At 71.8% G+C, this 17,077-nt stretch carries 16 protein-coding genes; 9 read left to right on the top strand and 7 right to left on the bottom strand.

The genetic code is table 11. The features are described from left to right. Nucleotides 1-133: 133 nt before the first annotated feature. The gene (locus H8B08_RS09480; RefSeq protein WP_187449946.1) at nt 134-745 is read right to left on the bottom strand and encodes a DJ-1/PfpI family protein; all 612 of its coding nucleotides are present in this window, start codon (nt 743-745) and stop codon (nt 134-136) included. A 109-nt stretch (nt 746-854) separates the two neighbouring features. On the opposite strand from H8B08_RS09480, the gene msrB reads away from it, so the two are divergent. Next, nucleotides 855-1,346 (top strand): peptide-methionine (R)-S-oxide reductase MsrB, encoded by a 492-nt coding sequence (gene msrB / locus H8B08_RS09475; RefSeq protein WP_187449945.1) that lies wholly within the window; start codon nt 855-857, stop codon nt 1,344-1,346. A gap of 109 nt (nt 1,347-1,455) precedes the next feature. Here the strand turns inward: msrB and H8B08_RS09470 are convergent, their stop codons facing one another. Beyond that, the gene (locus H8B08_RS09470; RefSeq protein WP_187449944.1) at nt 1,456-2,820 is read right to left on the bottom strand and encodes an FAD-containing oxidoreductase; all 1,365 of its coding nucleotides are present in this window, start codon (nt 2,818-2,820) and stop codon (nt 1,456-1,458) included. Between the two features lie 108 nt (nt 2,821-2,928). Between H8B08_RS09470 and H8B08_RS09465 the strand changes: the two genes are divergently transcribed. Further along, nucleotides 2,929-3,435, top strand: coding sequence for a heme-binding protein (locus tag H8B08_RS09465; RefSeq protein WP_222934389.1), 507 nt, complete (start codon nt 2,929-2,931; stop codon nt 3,433-3,435). Between the two features lie 16 nt (nt 3,436-3,451). On the opposite strand, the gene H8B08_RS09460 is transcribed toward H8B08_RS09465, so the two are convergent. Both H8B08_RS09460 and H8B08_RS09455 read right to left on the bottom strand, forming a co-directional pair. Beyond that, on the bottom strand, nt 3,452-3,919 hold the full coding sequence (locus tag H8B08_RS09460) for a hypothetical protein (RefSeq protein WP_187449943.1): 468 nt from the start codon (nt 3,917-3,919) through the stop codon (nt 3,452-3,454). Nucleotides 3,920-4,185: 266 nt separating this feature from the next. Continuing rightward, nucleotides 4,186-5,718 (bottom strand): acyl-CoA carboxylase subunit beta, encoded by a 1,533-nt coding sequence (locus tag H8B08_RS09455; protein WP_187449942.1) that lies wholly within the window; start codon nt 5,716-5,718, stop codon nt 4,186-4,188. 153 nt (nt 5,719-5,871) lie between these two features. Between H8B08_RS09455 and H8B08_RS09450 the strand changes: the two genes are divergently transcribed. Then, on the top strand, nt 5,872-6,213 hold the full coding sequence (locus H8B08_RS09450) for a VOC family protein (protein ID WP_187449941.1): 342 nt from the start codon (nt 5,872-5,874) through the stop codon (nt 6,211-6,213). Between the two features lie 4 nt (nt 6,214-6,217). Here the strand turns inward: H8B08_RS09450 and H8B08_RS09445 are convergent, their stop codons facing one another. After that, entirely contained in the window at nt 6,218-7,660 is a 1,443-nt protein-coding gene (locus tag H8B08_RS09445; protein WP_187449940.1) for a methyl-accepting chemotaxis protein, read from the bottom strand. Nucleotides 7,661-7,773: 113 nt separating this feature from the next. Beyond that, complete coding sequence (locus H8B08_RS09440; protein ID WP_187449939.1) at nt 7,774-8,508, bottom strand: ATP12 family chaperone protein; 735 nt, start codon at nt 8,506-8,508, stop codon at nt 7,774-7,776. A 347-nt stretch (nt 8,509-8,855) separates the two neighbouring features. On the opposite strand from H8B08_RS09440, the gene H8B08_RS09435 reads away from it, so the two are divergent. The 6 genes from H8B08_RS09435 (at nt 8,856) to H8B08_RS09410 (ending at nt 14,959) form a co-directional block, all read left to right on the top strand. Continuing rightward, on the top strand, nt 8,856-9,356 hold the full coding sequence (locus H8B08_RS09435; protein WP_187449938.1) for a DUF4402 domain-containing protein: 501 nt from the start codon (nt 8,856-8,858) through the stop codon (nt 9,354-9,356). Between the two features lie 62 nt (nt 9,357-9,418). Beyond that, nucleotides 9,419-10,282 (top strand): molecular chaperone, encoded by an 864-nt coding sequence (locus H8B08_RS09430; protein WP_187449937.1) that lies wholly within the window; start codon nt 9,419-9,421, stop codon nt 10,280-10,282. Next, a complete protein-coding gene (locus tag H8B08_RS09425) occupies nt 10,279-13,011 on the top strand; it encodes a hypothetical protein (RefSeq protein WP_187449936.1) in 2,733 nt (910 codons plus the stop codon). The genes H8B08_RS09430 and H8B08_RS09425 overlap by 4 nt, the downstream gene beginning before the upstream one ends. Before the next feature lie 14 nt (nt 13,012-13,025). After that, nucleotides 13,026-13,565 carry a hypothetical protein gene (locus H8B08_RS09420; RefSeq protein WP_187449935.1) on the top strand — a complete coding sequence of 180 codons (540 nt, stop codon included), beginning with the start codon at nt 13,026-13,028 and terminating at the stop codon, nt 13,563-13,565. Beyond that, nucleotides 13,565-14,107, top strand: a complete 543-nt coding sequence (locus H8B08_RS09415) for a DUF4402 domain-containing protein (RefSeq protein ID WP_187449934.1) — start codon at nt 13,565-13,567, stop codon at nt 14,105-14,107. The genes H8B08_RS09420 and H8B08_RS09415 overlap by 1 nt, the downstream gene beginning before the upstream one ends. An 84-nt stretch (nt 14,108-14,191) precedes the next feature. Beyond that, on the top strand, nt 14,192-14,959 hold the full coding sequence (locus tag H8B08_RS09410; protein WP_187449933.1) for a hypothetical protein: 768 nt from the start codon (nt 14,192-14,194) through the stop codon (nt 14,957-14,959). On the opposite strand, the gene H8B08_RS09405 is transcribed toward H8B08_RS09410, so the two are convergent. Beyond that, on the bottom strand, nt 14,934-17,066 hold the full coding sequence (locus H8B08_RS09405; RefSeq protein ID WP_187449932.1) for a tetratricopeptide repeat protein: 2,133 nt from the start codon (nt 17,064-17,066) through the stop codon (nt 14,934-14,936). The two genes, H8B08_RS09410 and H8B08_RS09405, sit on opposite strands and share 26 nt — an antisense overlap. Between the last annotated feature and the right edge of the window lie 11 nt (nt 17,067-17,077).

The raw sequence follows: 17,077 nt of genomic DNA, 5'->3' as shown, positions 1-17,077 counted from the left end.
TTGTCCCGAGGGCCCAGAGTTCCGCTCGCACGAACCGTGGCGATGTGATCGCCCGGCCAGCGCTCTGCGGCTGCGCCCTGGGCCCTCGGGACAAGCCCGAGGGTGACGAACCTTGGACAGCGCTCGCCTGGACTTACGCCCGGAACACCTTCTCCAGGTCCGTCCCCAGCGCCTCGAACTCTCCGCGGGCCATGTTCCAGTAGGCGACGACTTCGGCGGCGCGCTCGGGCTTCACCGCCGCGGCCACCGCGCAGGCGAAGCTGGCCGGGGCCGAGCCCGGGGCGGTGACGATCACCCCGTCGCTGACCGCGTGGGCCACGTCGCGATAGTGCGCCTCGCCGTGGTATTCGGCGGCGTTCTCCTTCAGGAAGCCCAGGGCGTTGGAGGTGTGCGGGCGGCCGTCCAGCACGCCGGCGCGGGCCAGCGGCAGGGTGCCGGCGCAGATCGCCGCGATCGGCCGGCCGGCGTCGGCGCGGGCCTTCAGGCGCTTCTCCAGGGCGCTGTCGCCCTGCGGCTGCCAGACGTCCGATCCGACGATCATGACGATGTCGGCGTCGACGATGTTGGCGGTCTCGAAGATGGTGTCGGCCTGCACGCGCAGCCCGCCGATGGTCTCGATCGCATGGCCGTCCGGCGTGGCCGTGCGAATCTCCAGGCCCAGGTAGTAGCGCAGCACCGGCAGCACCGGGCCGAACTCCCAGTCGGCGGCGCCTTGCTGAAGAAGGACGGTGGCGACGGCGGACATGGGGAGGCTCCGGGTTCGGGTGGCGGGGCGTCGTCGTTACGCCCGCGTCGTCCGGTTTGCAAACCGCGCGTGGGCACGCCAGTTGAGGGGCGAAAGCGGAGACCCGACCATGACCGACCCCCGGCTCGAGAGCGCCCACGCCCACACGTCGGACTTCGACCTGACCCCGCCCTCGCCCGAGCAGCTGCAGGCGCTGGCCGCCAAGCTGGACCCGGAGGCCCGGCGCGTGCTGCTGCACCACGGCACCGAGGCGCCGTTCTGCGGGGCCTTCCTCGATGAGAAGCGCAAGGGCGTGTTCGCCTGCCGGCTTTGCGGCCTGCCGCTGTTCCGCGGCGGCGAGAAGTTCGACAGCGGCACCGGCTGGCCCAGCTTCACCGCGCCCTACGACGAGACCCACCTGAAGTTCGTGCAGGACACCAGCTACGGCATGGTCCGCACCGAGATCCGCTGCGCCCGCTGCGACGGCCACCAGGGCCACGTCTTCGACGACGGCCCGCCGCCGACGGGGCTGCGGTTCTGCATCAATTCGGTGTCGTTGGACTTCGTGCCCGAGGGCGAACGCCTGCCGGATCCGCTGGGGCGTGGGGAAGAGTTCGCCTGACTCCCGCGCGCGCAGCGCGTGGGAAGGATGAGGGTAAGGCGGCTAGCCACGTAACCCCTCACCCTCCCAGCCTACGGCTGGGCCCCTCCCTCTCCCCCCGGGAGAGGGGTCACTTGAGCTCCCCCAACAGCGTCGGGATCAGCTCGGCCACCGTCGGGTGCACGTGCACCGCTCGGCGCAGCGCCGGGTACGGCATCTTCGCGTACATGGCGTCGATCACCGCGTGGATCGCCTCGTCGCCGCCGGGGCCCAGGATGGCCGCACCCAGGATCTCCTGGCTGTCGGCGTCGACCACGATCTTCATCAGGCCCTCGGTCTCGCCTTTCTCCAGCGCGCGGGCGACACGGGTCATGGGCCGCGCGCCGACCTTTACGTTGCGGCCTGAGGCGCGCGCCTCCGTCTCGGTCAGGCCGACCCGACCAAGCGGCGGGTCGGTGTACAGCGCGTAGGCCGGCAGGCGGTCGGTCACCTTGCGGTCCTCCCCGTCCAGCAGGGCGCCCGCGACGATCTCGAAGTCGTTGTAGGCGGTGTGGGTGAAGGCCCCCCGCCCGTTGCATTCGCCCAGCGCCCAGACGCCCTCGGCGCTCGTGCGCAACCGCTCGTCGACGCTGACATAGCCGCGCTTGTCGGTCTCGACCCCGGCGGCCTCCAGGCCCAGGTCGCCGGTGTTGGGCGTGCGCCCGGCCGCGACCAGCAGGTGCGAGCCCTCGACCGCCGACGCGTCGTCGCTCCGGCCGGTGCGGACCCGCACCCCGGCCGCGCACGGCTCGACCGCTACGCACATGGCGTCGGTGACCACCCGCACGCCCTCGGCCTGCAGCGCGCCGCGAATGGCCTCGCAGACCTCCGGATCCTCGCGCGACAGCAGCCGCGCGTCGGCCTCGACCACCGTCACCTGCGCGCCGAGACGCCGGTGAGCCTGGGCGAACTCCAGTCCGACATAGCTGCCGCCGATGATCACCAGGTGGTCCGGAACCTCGTCGAGACCCAGGACGGTGCTGGAGGTCAGGAAGGCGACGCCGTCCAGGCCTTCGATCGGCGGACGGGCCGGCCGCGCGCCGACGTTCAGGAAGATCTGCCGGGCGGTCAGGGTCTGGTCGCCGACGCTGACCGTGCCCGGCGCCGTGAAGCGCGCCTGGCCGCGGATCAGGGTGCAGTTCTCGGTCTCGCTCAGGCTGTGCTCCAGCCCGCGACGGAAGGCCAGCACCACCTCGTCCATGCGCCGCTTGACGTTCTTCATGTCGACGGCGAGCTCGCCCACGTTCACGCCCCAGCGCGCGGCCTCGCGCGCCTGCCAGGCCACCCGGGCGCTGGCGATCAGGGTCTTGGTGGGCGTGCAGCCGACGTTGACGCAGGTGCCGCCGACCCGGGCCCGTTCGATGATCGCCGTCCGCCAACCGGTCGCCGCCAGCCGCAGCGCCAGCGACGGACCGGCCTGGCCCGCCCCGATCACGATCGCGTCGTACTCCGCCATCCCGCCCTCCGCCGAAGGTCCTGGACGTCGAACCCCGGGAGCGGCGGCGGCGTTGCGGGCGCGCCGGAACGGCCCGATGCTGGCGCCCTCAGATTCGGGGGTATTCAGATGCGTCTCGCCGTCATCGCCGCCTGCGCGGCCCTCTTCGCCACGGCCGCTTCGGCCCAGACTTCGCCGGCCGCCCCGGCCGCGGCCCCGGCCCCCCCGACGATCTACCCCTACGGCGCGCCGGTCCTTCAGGAGCAAGCCCGCAAGGTGCTGGCCGCCGCCGAGGCCGAGGCGCGCAAGAACGGCTGGGTGATGTCCTTCGCCGTGGTCGAGCCGTCGGGCGAGCTGGTCGCCTTCCAGAAGATGGACGGGGCCGGCTACGGCTCCATCGAGGTCAGCCAGCTGAAGGCCCGCTCCGCCGCCCGCTTCGGCCGCGAGACCAAGGTGTTCGCCGACGGCGTCGCCGCCGGCCGGCTGGGCGCGCTGGACATCGACGCCATCGTGGCGGTGGAAGGCGGCGTGCCGATCGTGCTCGCCGGCAAGACCATCGGCGCCATCGGCGTCAGCGGCGCCACCGCCGCCCAGGACGGCCAGGTCGGCCGCGCGGCCGCGGCGGCGGTGCAGTAGGACCTGCGCGCCGCCCTCAGGGGCGCTCCCGTGGCTCGCAATGCTTGAAGAACGCCCTGATCGCATCCCGCTCCGGCGCGGTCTGGGCCGGGAAGCTGCCGACGCTCGGCCCCGACAGGCCCCCGGTCACGCGGAAGGCGGTCATCACCGCGTCGGACGTGCGGGCGCGCAGCACGGCGTAAAAGCCGTCCGTGAGTTCGCCGTCGTAGCGGACCTCGGCGGCGTAGTCGGCCCTGGCGGCTCCGGCCCAGAGCTCGACCCGCTCCGGCCAGGGACCGTCGCCGGCGCCGGGCCGATGGTAGCCGGGAACGGAGACGAGGACCTGGACCAGCCCGCTGCCCGGCACGCAGGTCAGCGACACGGGCTCGTTGTCGGTCTCGTCGACGGCGTAGCCGAGATAGCCGTGGTTCTGGGCGTCCTTGTGGAAGCCCCAGACGAACGGGTCAGACGCCGCCGCTTGCGTTGTGCAAGCGAACGTCGCCAACGCCAGTCCGGGAATGCATACACGCATCTTCACTCCCCTATCGGACGGGGACGATGGACCGACGTGGGCGAATGCTCAAGCTCGTGAAATCCTTCTCCCCTTGCGGGAGAAGGAGGGGCCCACGTGGCCGCAGGCCGCGTGGGAGGATGAGGGGTCACACGACCTCTCAGAGCGCGGCGCGACCCCTCACCCGCCCGCGCGGACCTCCGCTGGCGCTCCGGTGCGCGGGTCCCTCCCTCTCCCGCAAGGGGAGAGGGCAAGAAGCCTCACAGCGGAATGTTGTCGTGCTTCTTCCAGGGATTCGACAGCTGCTTGTTCTTCAGCGTCTTCAGCGCCTTGATCAGGCGACGGCGCGTGCCGTGGGGCATGATCACGTCGTCGATGTAGCCGCGGGAGGCCGCCACGAACGGGTTGGCGAAGCGCTGCTTGTATTCCGCCTCGCGGGCGGCCAGGGCTTCGGGGTCCTTGGCCTCGGCGCGGAAGATGATCTCCACCGCCCCCTTGGCGCCCATCACCGCGATCTCGGCGGTCGGCCAGGCGTAGTTGACGTCGCCGCGCAGGTGCTTGGAGCTCATCACGTCGTAGGCGCCGCCGTAGGCCTTGCGGGTGATCACGGTCAGCTTCGGCACGGTGGCCTCGGCGTAGGCGAACAGCAGCTTGGCCCCGTGCTTGATCAGGCCGCCGTACTCCTGCTTGGTCCCCGGCATGAAGCCCGGCACGTCGACGAAGGTGACCAGCGGGATCTCGAAGGCGTCGCAGAAGCGCACGAAGCGCGCGGCCTTACGGCTGCTGTCGATGTCCAGAACCCCGGCCAGCACCTGCGGCTGGTTGGCGACCACGCCCACGGTCTGGCCGTCCAGGCGGCCGAAGCCGGTGATGATGTTCTTGGCGTAGTCCGGCGAGATCTCGAAGAAGTCGGCCTCGTCCACGACCTTCAGGATCAGCTCCTTCATGTCGTAGGGCTTGTTCGGGTTGGCCGGGACCAGGCTGTCCAGCGAGGCCTCGTCCCGCATGGGATCGTCGAAGGTCTTGCGCGGCTCGGGCCGGTCGCGGTTCGACAGCGGCAGGAAGTCGATCAGCCGGCGGATCTGCGCCAGGGCCTCCAGGTCGTTGTCGAAGGCGCCGTCGGCCACGCCCGACTTCTGGGCGTGCACGCGCACGCCGCCCAGGTCCTCGTGGGTGACGACCTCGTTGGTGACGGTCTTCACCACCTCAGGGCCGGTCACGTACATGTAGGAGGTGTCCTTCACCATGAAGATGAAGTCGGTCATGGCCGGCGAATAGACGTCGCCGCCGGCGCACGGTCCCATGATCACCGAGATCTGCGGGATGACGCCCGAGGCCAGGGTGTTCTGCAGGAAGATGTCGGCGTAGCCGGCCAGGCTCTCCACGCCCTCCTGGATGCGCGCGCCGCCGGCGTCGAACACGCCGATGATCGGGGCGCCGTTCTGCAGCGCCATCTTCTGCAGCTTGACGATCTTGCTGGCGTGCGCGCCCGACAGCGAACCGCCGAAGACGGTGAAGTCCTTGGAGAAGACATAGACCAGCCGGCCGTTGATGGTGCCGTGGCCGGTGACCACGCCGTCGCCGGGGATCTTCTGGTTCTCCATGCCAAAATCGGTGCAGCGGTGCTCGACGAACATGTCGGTCTCCTCGAAGGAGCCTTCGTCGAGCAGGACCTCGATGCGTTCGCGCGCGGTCAGCTTGCCCTTGGCGTGCTGGCTGGCGATCCGCTTCTCGCCCCCGCCCAGACGGGCCTGGGCGCGGCGGCGTTCGAGTTCCTCGAGGATGTGCTGCATGGGGGTACCCGGCTGAACTGTGCGCCCCGGATTAGAAGCGTGCGGGGATTGTGGCAAGCGCGTGACGTGAAATGGCAAGCGGGGCGGCGCGCACAGGCCTTCGCCCGCGTGTGAATTCACGACACAGTGGCGCCGGGGACAGGGAGTTCAGCGATGATCAGCGGCGTTCACGCCATGCTCTACAGCCGCGCCGCCGACCAGGTGCGCGCCTTCTTTCGCGACGTGCTGGAGGTGTCGGCGATCGACGTCGGCGGCGGCTGGCTGATCTTCAAGCTGCCGCCGGCCGAGATGGGCGTGCACCCGACGGAAGAGACGCCGCACGCCGAGCTCTACTTCATGTGCGACGATCTCGCGGCGGTCATGGCGACCCTGGACGCCAAGGGGATCGCCTACAGCCCGGCGCGCGAGGCCGACTGGGGCGTGGCGATCGGCGTCGAGGTCGCGCCGGGCGAGCGGATCGGCATCTACCAGCCGCGCCACCCCTCCCCGCGCTGAGGCGTCAGAACGCCTCCCAGCCCTCTTCGTCGACGACCGGCTCCAGCTTGCGGGCGGTCGCCGCGCCGCCGGCGTAACCTCCGGCCTGCGGGCGGGCGGCGGGACGGCGCTCGGCGGAGCCAGCTGACGCGGTCCGGAACTGGCGCATCAGGCGCGCCACCGAGGCGGCCTCCTCGGCCAGGCTGTGCGAGGCGGCGGTGGACTCCTCGACCATGGCGGCGTTCTGCTGGGTCATCTGGTCCATCTGGTTGACGGCCGTGTTGACCTGCTGAAGCCCGGTGGCCTGCTCCTGCGCCGAGGCGGCGATCTCGCTCACCGCGCTGTCGATCTGGCCGACCTGGGCCACGATCTGCGACAGCGCCTTCCCGGTCTCGGCCACCAGATCGACGCCGGCGTCGACCTGCTCGGTCGAGGTGTTGATCAGCGCCTTGATCTCCTTGGCCGCCTCGGCCGAGCGCTGCGCCAGGGCGCGCACCTCGGAGGCCACCACGGCGAAGCCCTTGCCGGCGTCGCCGGCGCGGGCGGCTTCGACCCCGGCGTTCAGCGCCAGCAGGTTGGTCTGGAAGGCGATCTCGTCGATGACGCCGATGATCTGCCCGATCTGCTTGGCCGACCCCTCGATCTGGTGCATGGCCGCGACGGCGCGGGACACCACCTCGCCGCCGTGCTCCGCCCCTTTGCGGGCCGTGGAGACCACGCCACGCGCCTGACCGGCGCTGTCGGCGGTGCGCCGCACGGTGGCGGTCAACTCGTCCAGGGCCGCGGCGGTCTCTTCCAGGCTGGCGGCCTGCTGCTCGGTGCGGCGCGACAGGTCGTCGGCCGCGCGGCTGATCTCGGCGGCCCCGGCGTGCATGCCGCCGACCGCGCCGGCCACACCGCCCAGCGCGTCCTGAAGACGGGTCGCGGCGGCGTTGTAGTTGTCCTTCATCGGCTGCGACATGGCCGTGAACGGCGCGTCGATGCGGTGGGTGAGGTCCCCGTCGGCCAGCGCCTGCAGCGCCCCGGCCAGCGCGGCGACGATGGCCTCGTCTGTGGCGTTGGCCTGCGCCCTCTCGGCCTCAAGGGCGGCGCGCGCGGCCTCGGCGTCGCGGCGCTCGGCGTCGCCGGCCCTCTCGCGGCGGCGCACCTCCAGTTCGGCTTCACGGATCAGGCCCAGGGCGTAAGCGATCTGCCCGATCTCGTCGGGGCGCCGCGCGTCCGGCAGCTTCACCTCGGCGTCGCCGGCCGACAGGGCGCGGGCGGCCGCCACGGTGCGCGCCAGCGGACGAGCCACGGATTGCAACAGCCACCAGCTGGTCGCTGCGGCGATCGCGAGCACGCTCGCCCCGCCCAGCAGCAGGCCGCCGCGGGCGGAAGGCTCCAGGGCGCCATAGGTCGATGCGACCGTGGCGACGACCCCGATCGCGGTTACGCCGAACCCCACCGCAAGTTTTGCGCCCACACGCATGCGACCCACCCCTATTCGCAGCCGGGCCGCCTTGAGTCGGGCGGGCCCCGACGCACTCAGTGGGGGGACAAGGGTTAACGGTTGCTGTAACGCGGGTCCGCGTCGCAGGCGCGTCAGGCGAGCGCGCGGAACCAGCGGTCCAGCAGCAGGGCCTCGGCCTTGTGCGCCTCGGCCCGTTCGGCGGCTTCGGCGTCCACGCCCCACTGCTCGGCCTGGTACTGCTCGTCCAGGCGCGACAGGTCGAAGGCTTCCGCCCCGCTCAACCGGCCGCGCTGCAGCGCGAAGGCCAGCACCGCCGAGCCCAGCAGGCCGGCCGCCCAGGCCAGGCCGGTCAGGCCGAAGTCGTCGCTCTCGGCCGCCAGCGCCCGGGCGCGGGCCAGGGTTTCCGGCGACTGCGGCCGGTGCACGACGCCGCTGGTCCGTTCCAGGTGCAGCCCCAGCTCCTTCGCGGCCCAGGTAAGCCACGGGCCCCAGCGTTCCTCCTCGCGGTCGACCAGGGTCGCGGGACTGTCGGCGAAATAGCAGAGCACGTCGGAGCCGGCGTAGCGGCCGACCTCGTCGGCGACTTCGGCGCGCGTCTCCGACACCCGGTCGATGGCGGTGAAGGCCAGGCGGGTGGCCGGCATCAGGGCGTAGTCGACGACCTCCCCAACCCCGTTCCATTCGCCAGCCACCAGAGCGGCCAGGGCCTCGGTCGGCAGCACCAGCTCGGCCTTGGCCGGGGTGCGGGCGGTGCGCGCGTCCAGCAGCACCGGCCAGCCGTCGTCCTGGCGCGGACCCACGGCGGCCTCCTTCCAGAACCGCCGCGGGCGGTACAGCTGGTCGGGACGTTCCTTGAACTGGGACATGGTCGGGCCTCACGCGGGGAACGACGCCTATGGAGCGGAACGCGCTTGTCCCGCAAGGGGCGCCGCGCGCCCCGCGAACGCGCGAACTTCTCCGCGAGATGGAAGCATTCGCCTCTTACGGCGCCGTCTTGCGGCGGGGAAACCCCCGCAAAATCAGGCCGAACGGTGAAGCTCGGCCGGCCCGTCCGCCGCTTCGCGCCCGGCGGCGATGCTAGCTTCGCCATATCCGGTTCAACGAGAGGCCGGGTCCATTCACGCCGGGGGGCGGGACGACGCGGCGCACGCCGCGACGTCGGGTGCGCGTGCGGTTTCTTCAACGCTTTCAGACATCTGCAGAAGGAACAGCCATGAAGCTGTTGATCACTTGCGGCGTGGCCGCTGTTGCGCTGGCGGCCGCCTCCTCCGCCTTTGCGGAAACGGGGAACGGCTCGGTCACGGTCATCCGGCCGCTGACCGTCACCAAGAACGACGACCTGGCGTTCGGCACCGTCGTGCGCCCGACCTCCGGTTCCGGCTCGGTGGGCGTCAGCACCGCGGGCGTCGCCTCGTACAGCGGCGGCGTCGCCAACGTGACGTCCGGCGGCGGCCAGGCCCCGGCCCGCTTCACCATCGACGGTGAAGGCGGCCAGGCCATCTCGGTGTCGGTCGACCCGACCTTCACCATCTCGGGCAGCGCCGGCAACCTGACCGTCACCACCACCAACGACTTCGACAGCCTGCCGCTGTCGGGCTCTCTGGGCGGCTCGGGCTCCAAGACCGTGAAGGTCGGCGGCAGCGTGCCGATCACCTCCACGACGGGCACGGGCGCCTACACGGGCGCCTTCAACGTGACCGCCAGCTACAACTGAGCCGACGGCGACGGCGGGCCTCGCCGCCCGCCGTCGCCGTGTTCATCCTCGGGGGGATCTGAATGCGGTGGACGTGGGTGCGGGCCCTGAGGCTCGCCTTGCTGACCTGTCTGGTCGTCGGCGTGGCGGGCTCGCGCGCCTCGACCCCGGTCGGCGCGGACCTGAACCTTTCGCCCAAGCGCCTGGTGTTCGACGACGCCGGCCGGTCGGCCACGCTGTTCGTGTTCAACCAGGGCGACCAGCCGGCCACCTACAACATCGAGCTGATCGATCAGGCGATGACGCCGGAAGGCCGCATCGAGCGGCTTGGCGATACGCCCGGCGCGGCCGAGGCCGCCGGCGTCCGTTCCGCCAAGCCGCTGGTCACCTTCACGCCCCGGCGCGTCACGCTCGGCCCACAGCAGAGCCAGACCGTGCGGCTTCGCATCCTGCGCCCGGCCGATCTGCAGCCCGGCGAGTACCGAAGCCACCTGCTGGTCACCGCCGTGCCTCCTCAGGACACCGGCCTGACCGCCGACCAGGCGGCCGCGGGCGGCTCCAGCCAGGAGCTGTCGGTGCGCGTGGTCGCCGTGTTCAGCCTCAGCATTCCCGTCATCGTCCGCCAGGGCGCCCCGGACGTGAACGCCGGCATCGAGGGCGTGCGCTACGCCGCGGCCGACCCGCAGATTCTGAACCTGGAGCTGGTGCGCAAGGGCGCGAGCTCGCTCTACGGCGACGTGGAGGTGGAAGCCCAGCGTCCCGGCAAGCCGGCCGAGAAGATCGGCGGCGTGCGCGGCGTCGGCGTCTATCCGGAGATCGGCCGGCGCGCCCTGCGCGTGCCGCTCAGCCGGGCGCCGGCCGCCGGCGAACGCCTGACCGTGACCTATCGAGACGACGACACTCACCCGGGCGCGGCCCTGGCGACGGCGACCTACGCCGCCCCATGACCGCGCTTGTCCGGATCGGCCGGACGCTCTGCGTGCTGTTCCTGAGCGTCGCGGCGGTCGCCCATGCAGAGACCAGCGATGGCCAAAGGGTCGAGACCTCCGCCGCCGCCCCCGCCGCCGCCCCGTTCGGGCGCGACGACCTCATGCTGTTCGAGGTCGAGGCGGCCGGCCAGCCGCTGTCGGACTCGTTCGAGGGCTACGCCGCGCGCGGCGGGGTCTGGCTTCCGCTGGGCACGTTGGCGCGGCTGCTGGACCTCGCCGTCGTCGTGGTTCCACCCGAGCGGCGGGCCGAGGGCTGGGTGATGGACCGGGCCCGCACGGTGAGCCTCGACCTGAGAAACGGCCGGGCCACGGCGAACGGGCGCGACTTCTCCGTGTCGCCGGCCGAGGCCGTGCTGTTCGACGACGACATCTACGTGCGCACCGACCTGGTCGAGAAACTGCTGCCGGTCGCGGCCGAAGCCGACCTCTCCAGCCTGAAGCTCACCCTCACGCCGAAGGAGCCCCTGCCCTTCCAGCAGCGGCTGGCGCGCGAGCAACGGCGCGACGGACTGGGCGCGACGGGCACGCCGGCCGAGACGGTCATGCGAGTGGAAACGCCCTACGCGCTCGCCACCGCGCCGGCCATAGAGCTGGTCCTGGACGCCGGCTGGTCGAACCGCGAGCCGGAACTTGTCGGCCGCTACGACCTGCGCCTGGCCGGCGACCTGGCGCGTGCGGGCTATCAGGTGAACGCCGGTTCCGACGACGACGGCCGCCTCAGCTATGTGCGCATGCTGTTCGAGCGGTCCGACGTCGAGGGCCGGGCGACCGGCCGTCCCTGGGGCGTGACGCGCGCGGCGCTCGGCGACGCCTACAGCCCGCAGACCTCGCTGGGCGCGCGCAGCGTCGGCGGTCGCGGCGGCTTCTTCACGACCGCGCCGCTGGAGGCGGCCGACGTGTTCGACGGCCTGGACGTACGCGGCGACCTATCCCCCGGCTACGAGGTCGAGCTCTACGTCAACGACGTGCTGCGCGGCTCGCAATCCGCGCCGGTCGCCGGCCGATACGAGTTCAACGACGTGCCGCTGGCCTTCGGGGGCAACGTGCTGCGCCTGGTGTTCTACGGCCCGCGCGGCGAGCGGCGCGAGGAGGTCCGGCGGATCAACTACGGCCAAGGCCACACGCCTAAGGGCAAGCTCTACGCCAGCTTCGGCGCGGTGCAGCAGAACGTGCCCGTGGTCGAGCTCGACAGCGTCGGCGGACCAGGCGACCCGGGCTACGGCCGCTGGCGCTTCGCCGGCACGCTGGACTACGGCCTCATCTCGAACCTGAGCGTCAGCGCCGGCTTCGCCCAATACACGCCGGCGTTGGACGACACTCGTCAGCTGGTCAGCGCGGGCCTGCGCACCTCCTTCGACGGCTTCGCCCTGCAGGCCGATCTGGCGGGCGACAGCACGGGCGCGGCCGCCGCGGCGCTGGGCGCGGCCGGGCGGCCGTTCGGCGTCTCCCTGGTCGCGCGCCACGCCGAATACGCGGGCGGCTTCCTCGACGAGACGCATCCGCGCGGCGCGCTGCTGGGCGCGCCGCTCCTGCGCCGCTCGAGCGAGCTGCGCCTGGACGCCCTGGCGCACGTGTTCTTCACCGACCTCGCCGTGCCGGTTTCGGCCGACGCGCGGCGGGACGAGAGCGTCGACGGCGCCGCCTTCCTGCAGGCTGGCTTGCGCGTCTCCACGGCGGTGGCCGGCTGGTACTGGTCGTCGGCCTGGTCTTACCAGCACGACGGGACGCTCGCCGAACCCGACCGCCTCGCCGGGGCGTGGGACGTCTCGCAGCTGTCGGCCGGCGGCTGGCGCCTGCGGGGCGGCCTGACCTACGACGTCCTGCCTGAAAGGCGGCTTTCGACCGCCTTCGTCAACGCCGACTGGGAGGTCGCGGACCGGAGCGCGCTGCGTCTGGGGGTGGCCCACAGCTTCGGCGACACGCCCGACACGACCGTCTCCGCCGTCCAGACCTGGCGGCTGTCGACCATGGACCTGTCCCTGACCGGCGCTTACGGCGTGCGCGACGGCGACGTGCGCGTGGGCCTTCAGCTGGCGCTCGGCGCCTGGCGCGATCCCTGGAGCCGCCGCTATCTCGCCGCACGGCCGGGCGTGGCCAGCGGCGGCGATCTGGCGCTGCTCGCCTTCGTCGACCGCAACCACGACGGCGTCCGCCAGCCCGGCGAGCCCGCCCTTGGCGACCTTGCGCTGGAGGGCGGCCAGCGCCCGACCACGACCGACGCGGACGGCCGCGCCGCCCTGGTCGGCCTGGGCGTCGCGCCGCGCGCGCGGCTTCGCGTGCCGGCGGACTCGCTGGGCGACCCGTACCTGACCGCTCCGGCCGAGGTCATCGAGTTCGCGCCGCGCGCCGGCCGGACCACGCGGGTGGCCTTCCCGGTCACCGCGCTGGGCGAGGTCGAGGTGCAGGTCCAGCTGCAGCGTCCGGGCGCGCCGGCCAAGGGCCTGGCCGCCGTGCAGGTCCAGCTGGTCGCGCCGGACGGCGCCGTCGTCGCCTTCGGCTCGACCGAGCACGACGGCACCCTGGTCCTGGACCGCCTGCCCCCCGGGGCCTTCGCGGTCCGTCTCGATCCCGCCCAGGCCGAGCGCCTGGGCCTGAAGCTGGTCGCGCCCGCGGCCGTGCGCATCCCGCCCGAGGGCGGCTTCGCCGGACGCGTGCCCGCCCTCGTCGCCCTGGAGTCTGTCCGATGACGTGGAGACCTTCGATGAAAGCACGCGTGTTCGGCCTGCTGGCCGCCCTCACCGTCGGCGTGTCCGGCGCGGCGGGCCAGGCCCTGCCGGTGTCCGCCTCGCCCTCGGCCGAGGCGCCGAGCCTGGGCAAGGTGATGACCGGCCCCTCCAGCAGCGTCTTCGCGATCAGCTCGAGCGGCGCCGTCACCCGCACGAGCGGCACGGCGGTCCGCATCACCAACACCGGGACGTCCGTTCCTACGGTGACGGTCACCTGCAACATCCAATCCGGCAACACCTGCAGCACCGGCACGGTCCGCATCGTCGTCACCGCGGCCAGCACGTCGCGGGCGTCGATCACCTCGTTCACGGCCAGCGGGCTGAAGTGCGACGGCGCGACCTGTCAGTCGATCACCGGCACGACCGGACCGGCTCCTTCGCTCGATTTCAGCGTGCGGGCGCCGGGGAAACAGAAGGCGGTGACCTTCACCCTGCCGATGGAGGTGACGATCGCCGCAACCCCCACGACCGGAAACGCCGTCTACCGCTACAACGTCTCAGCGAGCGTGAACTGATGACCCGCGCACACCTCTCTCCCGCCCTGCGCGCCGGCACCCTGATCCTGGCCGCCGCCCTCGTGTCGACCAGCGCCGCCTCCGCGCCCGCCAAGCAGGGCGCCGCCCGCATGACCCTGCTCCAGCCGCTGACCCTGACCTATGACAGCGACCTGGCGTTCGGTCGGTTGCACACCGACAACGGCCACGGGAGCGGGACGGTCACCGTCAAGCCGGGGCCCACGCCTACTCGCACCGCGGTCAACGCTCACATTACGCCGGGGGGAGCTTTCGGGCCTGCGATCACCACGGTGCGCGGCGAACCCGGGCGGCTCTACAGGGTGACTCTGCCGAGCGGAGTAAAGGCCGCGCCCGGCGCCCACCCGGTCGGCGCCTTCACCGTTTGGAGCGCCCTGCGAGGCGACGTGACCACCTCGGGCGTTGGCCAGATCGGCCCGGACGGCAAGGACACCATCCGCATCGGCGGAACAGTCACCCTGCCGCCAGGGACTAAGGTGCAGATCTTCCACGCCGAGCCGGCGATCACCGTGTCCTACGAATAGGCGCGGAGTCGGACGGGCGCGGATCTATAGCGAAGCTTCGCCAGTTGCTCAGCTGTCTGACGGTCAAGCTGCCGGAGGTCCGCCATGAGCGACGCTTTCGTTCCCGAGTACGCTTCCTCGGTTCCGATCCGCGCCGCGGCGCGGCCCCTGCCCGCGGCCGCCGTGCCTCTGTGCCTGGGCGCGCTGGCGGGCGTGCTGGTCGCGCTGAGCGCCGGGCAGGACCTGATGCTGGCCGTCAGTCCCACCCTGCAAGCGCAGAAGATCTGGCTGCTCGACCTCGACTACGAATACAACTTCTCGACCTGGTTCTCGTCGGCCGTGCTGCTGGGCGCGGCCATCCAGCTGTTCGAGATCGCCGAGCAGGCGCGGCTGGCCGGGGACCGGTTTTTCGCCCACTGGGGCGTGCTCAGCCTGAGCTTCGCGGCGGTGTCGGCCGACGAGTTCATCGGCCTGCACGAGCGGCTGAGCGACGTGCTGCAGGCGCGCCTGAACACACATGGGGCGCTCTATCCGGCATGGGTGATCCCGGTGCTGATCGCCTGCGCCGCCGGCGCCTTCGCCTATCGCGGCTTCCTCAAGGCGCTGCCCTGGCCGGTCGCGCGCACCATGCTGCTCGCCGCCGCCTTCTACGTCGGCGGGGCGGCCGGCTTTGAGATGGCGGCCGGGAGCTTCTTCGAGAACGACGCCACGCACCAGCTGGCCTACCGCGTGGTCACGACGCTGGAGGAGAGCGGCGAAATGGCCGGGGCGATCCTGTTCCTCTACGCCCTGGCCCTGTACCGCCGGGGCGCCGAAGGGGCGCGTCCGAAAACGCGCCCGTCTGGTGCTAGCCGAGCGACGGATCGAGCTTGAGCGCCCTGGCCTTGTCGGCGGCGGCGCCTGCGGCGTCGCCCAGCTCTTCCTTCGCAAAGCCGCGCTGCCACAGCACGATCGCCAGGTCCGGATTGATCGCCAGCGCGGCGTCGAACCACTCCAGCGCCGTGGTTTCGTCACCCATCCGGCGGTAGGCCTCGCCTTTCGCGCCCAGCGCGTTCGCATCCTTGGGCGACAGCTTCAGGGCGGCGTTCAGGTCGCGCAGCGCGCGGTCGTAGCGGCCCTGGTCGGTGAACACCAGGGCGCGGTTATAGAGGACGTAGTCGGTGTCCGCCTCGATCGCGAGCGCCGTGTCGAAGTCGACGAGCGCCTTGTCGTATTTCTCCGCGCGGTAGTAGGTGAGCCCGCGGGCGTTCAGCGCGTAGACCGACTTCGGGTCGATCTTCAGGGCGGCCTCGAAATCAGCCAGGGCCTGCTTCGCGTCCTTCTTCTTCACCCACACCCAGCCGCGATCGACCAGGAGGTCGGCGCGCTTGGGATTGAGCGCGATGGCGCGGGTGTAGTCGCGGATGGCGTCGGCGTCGCGGCCCTCCTCGCTCGACAGGTTGGCGCGGGTCGTCCAGTTCTCGACGCTCTTCGGATCCAGCGCGATCGCCTTGTCGAGGGCCGAGCGGGCGCCCTTGCGGTCGCCGGCTTCGGACAGCACCCCGCCCAGCCAACGGTGGAGGTCGGCGCGCTGGGGATCCTGGGCGATGGCCTTGCGGTAGGCGATCTGCGCGTTCGCCAGGTCGCCCTTGCGCCAAAGGGCGCCGGCGCGGGCGGTCAGGGCCCAGGCGTGCTTCGGGTCGAGCTTGAGGGCCGCGTCGTAGCTGGCCATCTCCTCGTCCGGGCGTTTCAGGCCCAGCAGCTCCTCGCCGATGGCGACCAGGGCGTCCGGATCCTTCGGGTCGAGCTCGGCGGACTTGCGGTAGTCGGCCAGCGCCACGGCGTGGTCGCAGTTCTCCGACGCGCTCATCAGCTGAGCCCGGTTGTAGTAGGCCCCGGCATTGGGCGCGATGCGGATGACTTCGTCGTAATCGGCCTTGGCCTTGGCGGCCTCGCCCAGCAGGGCGTGGGCGCGGGCGCGCTGGAACAGGGCCTCGCTGTTGTTGGGCTCGGCGGCGATCAGCGGTTCCAGCCGCTTAAGGGCGGCCTCGGCCTGATTGTCGCCCACCAGCGCGCGGGCGAGGCCCGTGACGGCTTCGTTGTTCTTGGCATCGATCGCCAGCGCCGCCTCATAGGCTTTGACCGCTTCCGCGTTTCGATTCAGGTCGACCAGAACGCCGCCGCGGTACAGGTGCGCGCCGGCGTACTTGGGGTCGAGCCGGACGGCGGCGTCGAGGTCGCGCAGCGCGCCGGCGAGGTCGTTGCGGTTCCACAGCGCCACGGCGTGGTACATCAGCGGCTCGGCGTCCTTGGGGTGCGCCTTGATCAGCCCAGCGTAGATCGCCAGCGCCTCGTCGTGGCGGTCGAGGTGTTCGAGCGCGGCGCCTTTGGCGAGCAATATGCTCTGGCTCTTCGGGCTGTCCTTCAGGGCCACTTCGAGATCTTCCAGCCCACCGGCCGGATCGCCGTTCTCGGCGCGCAGCTGGCCGCGGGCGTATTTCCACCAGGGCTTCGGGTCCAGCGCGATGGCGGCGTCATAGTCGACCCGCGCCTTGGCCGGCTCCTTGCGGAAGCGGTCGTAGATCCAGCCGCGCAGGTAGAGGCCTTCGGCCTGCTTGGGATTGATCTTCAGCGCCGCCTCGAGATCGCTCATCGCCGGGACGTCTTCCTCCAGCCCCAGGTGGGCCAGGGCGCGGGCGACCAGGGCGTCGGCGTCGCCGGGGGCCAGGCTGACGGCCTTTGCGGCGTCTTCGAGGGCGGCCTTGTACTTCTCCTGGTCGAACAGCGCGTCGCTGCGACCGCGGTGGGCGCGGGAACGATCGGCGTCGGTCGTGGCCGCCTCCAGCGCCCGGTCGCAGGCGGCGGCGCGGGGCACGGCGTCCATCTTCCGGTCGGCGCAGGCGACGGCCGGGTCGATCGCCGTGCGTGGCGCGGCCAGGGCGTGGGCGGGCAGGCTCGCCATGCCGAGGGCGAGAGCGGCGGCGGCGGCGGGACGGGACATGGAGACGGACT

It is taken from the genome of Caulobacter sp. 17J80-11 (genome assembly GCF_014349105.1).
GTDB lineage: Bacteria > Pseudomonadota > Alphaproteobacteria > Caulobacterales > Caulobacteraceae > 17J80-11.
Note: the sequence above shows the minus strand (reverse complement) of the source record. Positions and strands in the feature narration are given on the sequence as shown.